15 protein-coding genes are annotated in these 11,155 nt (G+C 39.0%); 1 reads left to right on the top strand and 14 read right to left on the bottom strand.

Going from position 1 to position 11,155, the window contains the following annotated elements; genetic code table 11:
- Positions 1-2: 2 nt before the first annotated feature.
- From JOD14_RS07790 to JOD14_RS07775, 4 genes are all read right to left on the bottom strand, one after another.
- Positions 3-590, bottom strand: coding sequence for a DUF1788 domain-containing protein (locus JOD14_RS07790; RefSeq protein WP_204654267.1), 588 nt, complete (start codon positions 588-590; stop codon positions 3-5).
- Positions 591-594: 4 nt separating this feature from the next.
- A complete protein-coding gene (locus JOD14_RS07785) occupies positions 595-1,197 on the bottom strand; it encodes a DUF1819 family protein (RefSeq protein ID WP_204654266.1) in 603 nt (200 codons plus the stop codon).
- 299 nt (positions 1,198-1,496) lie between these two features.
- On the bottom strand, positions 1,497-1,718 hold the full coding sequence (locus tag JOD14_RS07780; protein WP_204654265.1) for a hypothetical protein: 222 nt from the start codon (positions 1,716-1,718) through the stop codon (positions 1,497-1,499).
- Positions 1,719-1,833: 115 nt separating this feature from the next.
- Positions 1,834-2,157 (bottom strand): winged helix-turn-helix transcriptional regulator, encoded by a 324-nt coding sequence (locus tag JOD14_RS07775; protein WP_204654264.1) that lies wholly within the window; start codon positions 2,155-2,157, stop codon positions 1,834-1,836.
- A 246-nt stretch (positions 2,158-2,403) separates the two neighbouring features.
- On the opposite strand from JOD14_RS07775, the gene JOD14_RS07770 reads away from it, so the two are divergent.
- A complete protein-coding gene (locus JOD14_RS07770; RefSeq protein ID WP_239576141.1) occupies positions 2,404-3,261 on the top strand; it encodes a VOC family protein in 858 nt (285 codons plus the stop codon).
- Positions 3,262-3,393: 132 nt separating this feature from the next.
- Here the strand turns inward: JOD14_RS07770 and hisC are convergent, their stop codons facing one another.
- The 10 genes from hisC to hisZ are packed head-to-tail and all read right to left on the bottom strand — an operon-like array spanning position 3,394 to position 10,962.
- On the bottom strand, positions 3,394-4,473 hold the full coding sequence (gene hisC / locus JOD14_RS07765; protein ID WP_204654263.1) for a histidinol-phosphate transaminase: 1,080 nt from the start codon (positions 4,471-4,473) through the stop codon (positions 3,394-3,396).
- A 42-nt stretch (positions 4,474-4,515) separates the two neighbouring features.
- On the bottom strand, positions 4,516-4,836 hold the full coding sequence (hisE, locus tag JOD14_RS07760; protein WP_204654262.1) for a phosphoribosyl-ATP diphosphatase: 321 nt from the start codon (positions 4,834-4,836) through the stop codon (positions 4,516-4,518).
- A gap of 1 nt (position 4,837) precedes the next feature.
- The gene (gene hisI / locus JOD14_RS07755) at positions 4,838-5,155 is read right to left on the bottom strand and encodes a phosphoribosyl-AMP cyclohydrolase (RefSeq protein ID WP_204654261.1); all 318 of its coding nucleotides are present in this window, start codon (positions 5,153-5,155) and stop codon (positions 4,838-4,840) included.
- Positions 5,149-5,910, bottom strand: coding sequence for an imidazole glycerol phosphate synthase subunit HisF (gene hisF / locus JOD14_RS07750; protein ID WP_204654260.1), 762 nt, complete (start codon positions 5,908-5,910; stop codon positions 5,149-5,151). Before hisF ends, hisI begins: the two co-directional genes overlap by 7 nt.
- Positions 5,904-6,626: a 1-(5-phosphoribosyl)-5-[(5-phosphoribosylamino)methylideneamino]imidazole-4-carboxamide isomerase gene (hisA, locus tag JOD14_RS07745; protein WP_204654259.1), complete on the bottom strand. Its 723-nt coding sequence runs from the start codon at positions 6,624-6,626 to the stop codon at positions 5,904-5,906. The genes hisF and hisA overlap by 7 nt, the downstream gene beginning before the upstream one ends.
- Positions 6,623-7,231 carry an imidazole glycerol phosphate synthase subunit HisH gene (gene hisH, locus JOD14_RS07740; protein ID WP_204654258.1) on the bottom strand — a complete coding sequence of 203 codons (609 nt, stop codon included), beginning with the start codon at positions 7,229-7,231 and terminating at the stop codon, positions 6,623-6,625. The genes hisA and hisH overlap by 4 nt, the downstream gene beginning before the upstream one ends.
- Positions 7,231-7,818: an imidazoleglycerol-phosphate dehydratase HisB gene (gene hisB, locus JOD14_RS07735; protein ID WP_204654257.1), complete on the bottom strand. Its 588-nt coding sequence runs from the start codon at positions 7,816-7,818 to the stop codon at positions 7,231-7,233. The genes hisH and hisB overlap by 1 nt, the downstream gene beginning before the upstream one ends.
- A 32-nt stretch (positions 7,819-7,850) precedes the next feature.
- Entirely contained in the window at positions 7,851-9,134 is a 1,284-nt protein-coding gene (gene hisD, locus JOD14_RS07730) for a histidinol dehydrogenase (protein WP_204654256.1), read from the bottom strand.
- Positions 9,135-9,776, bottom strand: coding sequence for an ATP phosphoribosyltransferase (hisG, locus tag JOD14_RS07725; RefSeq protein ID WP_204654255.1), 642 nt, complete (start codon positions 9,774-9,776; stop codon positions 9,135-9,137).
- Entirely contained in the window at positions 9,769-10,962 is a 1,194-nt protein-coding gene (gene hisZ, locus JOD14_RS07720; protein WP_204654254.1) for an ATP phosphoribosyltransferase regulatory subunit, read from the bottom strand. Before hisZ ends, hisG begins: the two co-directional genes overlap by 8 nt.
- Positions 10,963-11,155 lie beyond the last annotated feature (193 nt).

Genomic DNA, 11,155 nt, shown 5'->3' with positions numbered 1-11,155 from the left:
CCTCAATCAATCCGAAAAGCTCGGTAGTAGTTGTTATCTTTTTTGGTCTCTAATATTGTTAACCGTAGACGGTCGTATTCACCTGGATACATCATAATTACTGGTGACTTAGTAAACACCAAATGCATTTTATTTAATACCGAATGCGCTCTAACCAATGGATATATTTCTCCCATTCCAGTCAGTATCACTACGGTATTATCAACGACTCTTTCAGTAATATATTTTGTGAAATACATCTCGGTATCATCAAAGTCTTCCATTTTTAACAACCGATTAATTCGAGAAGCGACAAAGAAAATATCGTGTTTTTCTTCCATTTTTGCAACTGCCTTCGTATACCCTTTATCTTCAATGTAATTCATCATCAATTCATAAAGGTTAAAAACTTGAATGGTATAACCATCTAGTTGAGGACTATTGTTCTTTGATAAATTACGAACGTACTCTCTAACTAATAGTTCATCTTTAGGGTTATAATCGAAAATATAGTAGCCAACCTCATTACCTAGTCCCTTGTTGGCTAAAAAGTCGTCTGAATTAATGGTTTCTTTTAAATGTCTGAGTCGTTGTTGAATTGGTTTATTCATTATTTTAATATCCTCCAGCAATTGCTTTTAAAATATCTAATCGATCATTTTCTTTTAACCACTGAACTACGCGATCATCAATTATTTTAGGAGTAATTAAGTCGTCTCCTTTTTCCTCTCTTATTAGACCTGCTTCTAACAGATACTTTTTATAAGCACTCGCTAACCGATGATACGTATAGGGTTTCCATGACATAACGACTTCATTTAATCGTTGTTTTTCAGAAAAAAATGAACGATAATCTGTAAGTGTTAACTTATAAATATTTTTGTGTAACTTTTCTTGGTATACTTCTAATAAAAATTCAAGAAATAGATCGTTTAATCTTAATACAGCAATTAACACAACTATTTTTTGATTATCAATGTTTAATTTCGGAAAGAGTTGATACATCTCTGAATCAAGTGCGTTAGCCCTTCTTCTCGCCCCATTAAAAGTCTCGTTCGCACGACTAGCACTAACTGCGGCAAAAATATTCGCCTCTTCACTTAATTTTTTTATTTCTGCTTCTGTTTTTCCTTCATTCAAAAATTCGATATATTGTTTGGTTTCATGGAACCAAAAACCTTGTGACACTAGTCCTGCACTATATATTTTTTTCGACATTTTTTACCTCGCTTTGTATCAAGTCATCCACAATCCTATTAAATTTCAATAGATAAATAACTGTTCGTTTCTATTCATATAGTTTATTTAAAATGATTGATTTTAATAGATAGTATCAATATAAATATACCATAACTTATGATTGATAAGATATAGAAGAAACGCTTTTCAGTAGGGATTTAGTAAATCAAAAAAACAGACACACCCCTACCTAAGCAGTTGTATCTGTTTTTTCTAAATTATTCTTTGATTATTCTTTGATTATTCTTCCGTACACGCTAAACTCATTTTCAAACGATTCAAGCCGTCAAGTAGTTTTTCTTTTGGCAGCCCACATTTAAACGTAAGAAGTATTCACCATTCCCCCCGTAAATCCGACCATCCATAATCGTGACTTTGCCAATGTGATTCAAGCGTTCTTGTAATTGATCCATTGGAAGGTTTAACAAACGGGTATCTAGCCACATCAAGTAGGTGGATTCGGAACGATTGATTTTAATTGCTGGGAGATGTTCTTTCACAAAATTTTCGACTATTTTGATATTTTGATCAATATAAAGATTGAATTCTTCAACCCAATTCTCATAATTTCTAATTTCAAAAGGTTTCTACAGCAGCCGTATAAAGATTTCTTCGTCATTTATGTAGTCTTTTTTCTGCTACCCACTCTTGCGACCACTTCTCGATTTCACGCATCAACGGTTCAAGCGCTTTGCCTTTTTCGGTTAAAGAATATTCGATTCTCACAGGTGTTTCTGGGTAAACATGACGTTGGACGATATTTTGTTGTTCTAAATCTTTAAGTTTCGTTGACAGTACTTTACTACTCAAACCAACAGCCGATTCAATCGTACAAAAACGTTGGGTACCTGAAAGTAGTTGATAAATGATTAAGCCATTCCATCTTTGACCGAGCAAACTCATTGCTGTTTCAAATTTAGGACAAATATTTTTATCCAAATTTTTCTCCACCTTTCAAAAAAGAGTGCTTGCATTTTATTTTCATTGATTGTTTAATCATTTTATTAATCATCCAAGTTTAATTATTTGACCAAAATCAAATCCAAGCGTAAACTTAGTTACATAAAGTAAGCGACTGTTTATAAGTTTATTATAACTGATTTTTAAATTATTTTATAGTTGTACGTTTAAAGTTTCGAATTCGAAATATCTGTTCACAATTTTTTTAAACCAAGGAGGATTTTTATGATGTCATTTCACCAAGCACCTACGACTTTTGTTGGCCAAGTCGATTTAAAAGTTAGCGACCTTGAACGCTCTTTACAGTTTTATCAAAAAATAATTGGTTTTTCCATTTTAAATCAAACCGATTCGTCCGCGACTTTAACAGCCGATGGGCAACACCCACTGCTAACGATTACACAACCAGAACAAGCCACTTACGGACAACAACCAGCGATTGGGCTGTATCACTTTGCTCTACTTTTACCTATGCGTTCTGATTTAGCGAATCTTGTCCGGCATTTTGCCCAAATTGGGCTGCCTTTTGCTTCAGGAGATCATCTTGTTAGTGAAGCAATTTACTTAAATGACCCGGATGGAAATGGCATTGAGGTTTACATCGATCGCGATCCGCAAACTTGGCGTTGGCAGAACAATGAAGTCGAAATGGCGACACTTGCGGTTAACTTTGAAGATTTATTACAAACTACTTCTCTTGATTCGTGGCAAGTACTCCCCAAAGAAACAGTCATGGGGCACGTGCACTTGCAAGTTGCTGATATCGCTAGTAGCAGAAATTTTTATGTGAATGGCTTAGGTTTCCAAGTGGTTAGTCATTTCGGTCAACAAGCGTTATTTTTATCCGATAATGACTATCATCACCATATTGCTTTTAATACTTGGGCTGGGGCTAATGCGACAAAGCCACTCGCAAATCAAGTGGGTCTCATTGGCTTTACATTAATTTATGCGAATGAAGTGAAACGACAAACGGCCATCGATGGACTTGAGAAGATTGGTGCGGTGGTCTTCAAAGAAAACAATGATTGGGTGACAATTGATCCTTCGGGGAATCGTATCAACTTAAAAGTCACACCCTAACTAAAAAATTTCAATTAGAACAACATTGCGCGAAATAAAAATAGTGATTGCCGGTTTTACAATTAGATTGCGTAAAAAAGCCATTTGGACTTATAAAAATAAGTTCAAATGGCTTCTTTTCCTTTTTAACGATTAATCAAGTAACTCTGCTAAAATTTCGCGTACTTTGGCATTGTCGTTGGCATACCCTAAAGTCACACGTAACCATTGTGGCCTTAAGCCAGCACGAACAATGTAACCTCTTTTCATTAGTTCATGGGCAAGTTGGGTGCTGTCTTGTTTGGTATCAAAGTAAATAAAATTGGCTTGGGACTTATAATAAAATAGACCTCGCGCCTCTAAAAAGTGCTCCCACTTCTCCCTTTCTTCATGGTTAATCGCAACCGTTCTTAAGACAAACTCTTGATCGGCTAAGGCTTCAATCCCGGCTTTTTGGGCAATCGTGCTTGTATTAAACGGTGGTCGCACAATTTCAAAGGCCGACATGAGCCCAAGAGGAACAATCGCATAACCAATTCGTAGAGCGGCCAATCCATAAACTTTTGAAAAAGTACGCATCACTAGTAGATTCGGATAATCATCTACGACTGGTAAACTGGTCGATTCAATTTCTTTAGTGACAAAGTCTTGATAAGCTTCATCGCTAATCACTAAGACTTCTTGCGGGACTTGTGCGACAAAATCGCGAATTTGATTTTGTGGTAAATAGGTACCCGTTGGATTATTTGGATTACACAACCAGATAATTTTAGTTTTTGGGGTAATCGCTTGAAGCATTGCATTTAAATCCATTTCACCTGTTTGATCGTTGACGGGGATTTTGACAACTTTGGCGCCTTCTACTACGGCATGTAACTCATATTGAGAAAAAGTTGGATCGGCCACAATGATTTCATCGCCAGCATTTAAAACGGCACGTGAAATAATCTGAATGACGTCATCTAATCCTGCGCCTACTAAAATTTGCTCAGTTGGTATTTGGTGAAACGCCGCAATGGCAGCTTTTAAATCTTTGGCGCCACCATCTGGGTAATATTCCAAATCAGTGACAGCTGCTTGAAGAGCTTCTTTAACTTTTGGTGAGGTCCCAAATGGGTTTTCATTTGACGCGAGTTTGACCACTTTTTCTAACCCATATTCTTTTTGAACATCTTTCATCGGACGTCCTGGTACATAAGGTGTTAAGGTGCTTAATGTTTTTTTTACTTGCATCAAAAAAGTCCCCTTTCGTTTTACTTAATCACATTTCTCTTTTTAGTATTCCGTAATCGTCTGGCGATCTTGTGTTTTACTAACTTTCCCTTGGCGTTGATTTAGTTCATGGGCTAAGTCTTCTAATGAAACCCCTTGTTCGACCCACAAGACGCTCAGGTGATAGAGTAAGTCGGCACTTTCGGCAATTAATTCTGCTTGATCGTTGTTTTTAGCTGCAATCACGACTTCAGTTGCTTCTTCGCCAACTTTTTTTAAGATTTTATCGAGACCCTTGGTAAAAAGATAGTTCGTGTACGAACCGGCTTTCGGTGTTTCTTTGCGACTCGCAATTTCTGCATATAATGTTTTTAAACTTTCCATCTTACTTCGCGCTCCTTACTTCTTGAAAAAAACAAGTTCGACTGCCCGTATGACAAGCTGCGCCGATTTGTTCGACGGCAATTAGTAACGTATCTTGGTCACAATCTAAGTAAATGCTTTTGACTTTTTGAAAATGCCCACTCGTTGCGCCTTTGTGCCACAAATTTTGTCTAGACCGAGAGTAAAACCAAGTTTCGCCACTATCGAGTGTTTTTTGGTAACTTTCTTCGTTCATATAAGCCAGCATTAAAACTTCTTTATTTTCGTAATCAGTGATAATGGCTGGAATGAGTCCTTTTGAAAAGTCCGGTTTTAGCATCGAACACTCACCCCTTGCGCGTTTAGAGCTGCTTTTACTTCTGGGATTGTTAGTTCCCCATAATGAAAAATTGAAGCGGCTAAAGCAGCACTGGCATGCGTTTTTGTAAAGACATCGACCATGTGCTGAACGTTACCACAGCCACCAGAAGCAATCACAGGTACCGTGACGGCTTGAGCAACTGCTTCAGTTAAAGCAAGGTCATAGCCAGCTTTTGTGCCATCGCCATCCATACTTGTTAAAAGGATTTCACCAGCCCCAAGTGAAACGACTTCTTGCGCCCACTCAACCACGTCTTTCCCCGTGTCTTGGCGACCACCGTGGCTATAGACGTGCCATGTTTTTGTTTCGGGATGGTATTTGGCGTCAATGGCAACGACAATACATTGATTGCCGAATTTTTCAGCACCCTCTTTAATCAGCTGAGGTTCTTTTAAAGCCGCTGAATTTAAAGAGATTTTATCTGCACCCGCACGCAGTAATGCTTGCATGTCTGCTACTGAGCGAATCCCACCACCAACCGTTAAAGGAATAAATACTTCTGCTGCCGTTTGACGAACCACTTCCACCATCGTATTGCGTTCTTCAACGGTTGCGGTAATATCTAGGAAAACAAGCTCATCCGCACCGGCTTCTGAATAAGCTTTGGCAATTTCAACGGGGCTACCAATATCTTGTAAATTCACAAAGTTCACCCCTTTGACGACACGGCCATTCGTTACGTCAAGACAAGGAATAATTCGTTTGGTTAACATGTCGCTTCCACCTCCACGACATCTGTCATCGTAATATTGCCATTGTATAGCGCTTTACCTGAAATGACACCCGCGACACCCAACGCTTTCACTGCTTCTAAATCTTGGCGTGAACTAATCCCACCAGAAGCAATTATTGCGACTTGAGGAACAGCTTGTTGAATGGCTGCTAGTTGTTCTAAGTTTGGTCCTTGTAAAGTACCGTCTTTCGCAATATCGGTGAAGATAATCGTTTCAACTCCAATTGCAGCCATTTTTTGTGCGACTTCTAAATAATTTTGATCAGAAACTTCTAACCAACCACGGGTAGCGACTTGACCCTTTTTAGCATCAATACCAACAATTATTCGCTTACCATATTTTTTGACCGCTTCAGCCACAAAGCTTGGATCTTCAATCGCTTTTGATCCGATAATTACACGCGCAACGCCATTGGTTAAATAGCGATCGACTTGCTCCATCGACCGTATACCTCCACCAACTTGAACAGGAATCTTTAGTTGGTTGGCAATCTCTTTAATGATGTCAAAATTAGTCAAATCACCATTTAAAGCACCGTCTAAATCCACTAAGTGTAAAGCACTTGCTCCTTCTTTAGCAAACGCCTGTGCTTGCGCAAATGGGTCTGGATTAACAACCGTTTCCAGCGCAAAATCGCCCTGGTATAGTCGAACACAACGACCTTCTTTTAAATCAATTGCTGGATAAATAATCATGATTGAATCCCCTTTACAAATGCTTTTAAAATCTCTTGACCAATTGTACTGCTTTTTTCAGGATGAAACTGCGTGCCATAGATATGACCTTTACGCACAATCCCTGGTACCTCTACGCCATAATGACTCGTTGCTAAAATGTATTCTTTTGGGCAATCGACGTAATACGAATGCACGTAATAAACAAACGCATCGGCTAAGTTCGCCACAAAAGGATCGTCTTGTTGAATGTTCAGACGATTCCAGCCCATATGTGGAACCGCAAGATTTGGTAGTGTCGGTAATGGTTTCACTTCACCCGGAATGAAAGCAAGTCCTTTTGTTAGGCCGTGTTCATCGCTTTGTTCAAATAAAAGTTGCATCCCTAAGCATACCCCTAAAAGAGGCGTCCCATTTTTGACAGCTGTTTTGATTGGTTCGATTAAACCTTTTTCTTCCAAAGTTTTCATCGCCTTTGGAAAAGCACCAACTCCGGGTAAAATTAAGCCATCCGCTGCTAAAATATCCGTTGCTTCACCGGAAATTTTTGGTGTCACTCCTATTTTTTCAAAAGCTTTGCTAATGCTCCGTAAATTCCCAGCATCATAATCAACGAGTACTAGCATTAAAGAACCCCCTTCGTTGAATTGACTCCTTGAATATTCGGATTGACTTCAATCGCCTGGCGCAAAGCTCGGCCAAATGCTTTAAATAAGGCTTCAATTTGGTGATGGGTATTTTTCCCGTATAAGACTTTTAAATGTAAGTTCATTTGTGCATTAAAGGCCAGTGCTTGGAAAAACTCTTCGACTAATTCCGTATCAAAATCGCCTAATTTAGGATTATTAAAGACCGCGTCAAAAACCAAATACGAACGACCGCTTAAATCTAACGCCGCAAAACCTAAACTTTCATCCATTGGCACATATTCATGCCCATAACGATTAATCCCAACTTTATCGCCAAGTGCGGCTTTTAAACATTGACCAATCACAATGCCAACATCTTCAACGGTGTGGTGACTATCGACTTCTAAATCCCCATCGGCCACGCATTTAAAACTAATTCGGCTATGGCGGGCAAAAAGGGTTAACATGTGATCAAAAAAGCCCACTCCTGTTTGAATTTCACAAATCGGATTTTTTTCATCTAAAGCTAAGGACAGTTCAATTTGTGTTTCCCCAGTTTTTCTCGTTAAACTTGCTTCTCTCATTTTCAAATCGTCTCCTTACTTGATAAGTTTGGTTAATCGAGCGCCTCAAAACGAACTTGTATGGCGCGCGCATGGGCATCTAAGCCTTCTTCAATCGCCAAGTCCATCACTGCATCTTTTTCTTTGGCAAGTGCTTCTTTTGTATAAGATAAAAAGGCCGTGCGTTTAATAAAGTCTTCAACGCCTAATGGTGAGAAAAAGCGCGCCGTGCCACTTGTTGGTAATACATGGTTTGGCCCCGCTAAATAATCACCTAAAGGTTCTGATGCGTAAGCTCCTAAAAAGACGGATCCGGCATGTTTCACTTGATTTAAGTGACTCATTGGGTCAACTAATTGAATTTCTAAATGCTCGGGTGCAATTTCGTTCATTAAAGCAAATTGCGTGGTTTCGTCTTCTACGACAATTAGCGCACCGTGATTAGCTAAAGCTTGGCGGGCAATCGCTGCTCTTGGCAAGGTTTTTAATTGTTGTTCAAGCGCTGCATCAACTTCAATGGCCACCTTTTCGCTCGTAGAAATTAAAATGGCCCGCGCCAACACGTCATGCTCAGCTTGTGCAAGTAAATCTGCCGCAATATAAGCAGGATTGGCTTGTTCATCGGCTAAAACAACGACTTCTGACGGGCCAGCAATCATATCAATGGCCACTTGCCCAAATAGAATCTTTTTGGCCGTTGCTACATAGATATTCCCTGGGCCAACAATTTTATCAACTTTAGGGATACTTTTTGTGCCATACGCCAGTGCGGCAATCGCTTGGGCCCCACCAATTTGATAAACCTCATCGACACCGGCAATTTTAGCAGCGGCGAGTAAACTATCCGGTAGCCCGGCAGGATCGGCTGGCGTAACCATTACAATTCGCTTTACGCCGGCAATTTTAGCTGGAATGGCATTCATTAACACGGAAGAAGGATAACGAGCAGTACCACCAGGGACATAAATACCAACTGTTTCAATTGGTAGTACGAGCTGCCCACGAATGACCCCCGTTTTTTCAGCATCAATAAAACCTGTTTGCTTTTGCTTCAAATGAAAAGATTCAATATTTTCTTTTGCAGCTTCTAAAGCACGCAATAAATTAGGAGCAGTGTTTTGGTAGGCTGTTTCGATTTCTGCTTCACTTAATTTAAAATTCGTTAATTTAATTTTGTCAAAAGTTTCTGTATAGCGACGAACCGCTTCGTCACCGTTTATTTGCACTTCTTTTAAAATAGCTTTCACTTGCGCTTCCACTTGGTCTTCTTCAACCGCTGCTTGTTGTTTTTCTAACGTATCGAGTAAAAAATTTAAATCGCCTTTAATAATCTCCATTTAATCACCCTTTTCCTTATTAATGTACGCATCCAATTGATCAACTAATTGACAAACGGCTTGTTTTTTTCGTTTTAAAGAAACTTGATTAACGATTAAACGGGTGGAAATGGCGTCCATCTCTTCAAAAATCACGAGGCCATTTTCCCGTAATGTATCACCTGTTTCAACAATATCAACAATTGCATCCGCTAATCCTAAAAGTGGTGCAATTTCAACAGAACCTTCAATTTTAATAATTTCAATATCTTCCCCTTTGGCTTGGAAATAACGAGCAGCGGTCCGAGGGTATTTTGTTGCAATAATTTTACGACGATAATCGGTTGGGTCATAACTTGGTTGAGACGCCACGCAAAAACGACATTGACCGATTTTTAAATCAAGCATTTCATAATGTTCGCCACCATCTTCATAGATGACGTCGCTGCCGACAATTCCAATATCCGCGACTCCTTGTTGCACATACGTTAAAACGTCAACGGCTTTCACTAAAATAAATTGGTACTTATCATCTGGGCTAGTAAAAACAAGTTTACGATTTTTGTTGCGCAAAAAATCACAATTAATCCCGATTTTTTCAAGTAAAGCAACCGTACTTTTTTCAATGCGGCCTTTGGTTAAAGCAATTGTTAATTTACTCATTGGTCACGTCCTCCACTTGATAAAATTTTACACCACTTGCCTGAACATGCACCACTTGCGGAATCTGCCACTGCTTGGCGTACTGCAACGAATCTTCTAAATTCTGATGTAAGCTTAAACGACTCGCTGCTTCACTAGCAATTAAGGCTTCTGCTGCTTGTAAACAATCTTCTTCAAAGTGAATCAAAGTTTTCGTTTCAACGGGATTTTCCCATCCTGTTTGACGATTAATAATGCTGTAAATTTTATCAAGGTAAAAAACTAACCCGACTGCTGGAACAGGTGCCACTGAAAATTCCGTTAGCAATTGATCATAGCGTCCGCCACTAAAGAAACTCCCTGCTGACTGATCGGTATACCCTTTAAAGGTCATTCCGCTATAATATTTCAATTCACGAACCAAACCTAAATCGACAGTAATTGCTTGTTCTGGGTAGACTTGGTGAATTTGAGCGATTAAAGCTTCCATCTCTGAAATTGCATCCAAGATGGCTGGTTGATTGGTTAATTGACGCGCTTGGGCTAAAATTTCCCAATCACCAAATAAACGTGAGAGTTGCGAAACAAAAGGATAAAGTTTGTGCGTTTCGTATTTTTTTAAAAAAGCAAGTAAATTGGGGGTGTTTTTACTTTGTAGGATTTGTGCAAAAACTTGCTGTTCTTCATTTGATAACCCTAGTTCTACAACAATGCTTTCTACAATCGCTGCATGGCCCAATTCTATTTGAAAATCAGCAATCCCACATTTTTGCGAAATACTGACCGCATTAATTAAACACTCGGTTTCGGCTTTTAGTGACTCATAGCCAATTAATTCCATTCCTGCTTGTAACTGTTCACTGTAGTCGCCAGAATGGCCTTTAATCACACGGAAAATCTTCCCACTATAAAAGAGTTGCACAGGAGGAATAATCCCTGTTGTACTAACGACGCGACCAACCGGTAAAGTCATATCCGGACGCAAGACGACAATTCGGCCTTGTTCGTCAAAAAAGCGATAACGCGACGTCGCTTTTTGGTCCATTCCTTCAAAAACTTCTTCAAACTCAATCAGTGGGGTCTCGATTCGCTGATAGCCACGATGTTCAAAATGATGGTTCACGATGCTCTCCAAATGATAGCTTTGCATCGCCTCTTTAAATAGTTTGTCTTTTGTGCCATTTGGCAAGCTTCGATTCCACTTCATATTCGCACCCCTCATTAAATTAGAATTAAATATCGTTAAATTAAAGATGATAAAATCCTCAGAATATTATGACTATCCTAGCAAGGATTTGCAAAAATGTAAACTATTTTATTGGAAAAGACTCGTTTTTTCATGAAAATCATTCGGTTTTGAATAACTACCGTTTAATTCTTACCATTTCTTAATGATTTGC

The organism is Enterococcus lemanii (assembly GCF_016909125.1).
Taxonomy (GTDB): Bacteria; Bacillota; Bacilli; order Lactobacillales; family Enterococcaceae; genus Enterococcus_I; species Enterococcus_I lemanii.
Note: the sequence above shows the minus strand (reverse complement) of the source record. Positions and strands in the feature narration are given on the sequence as shown.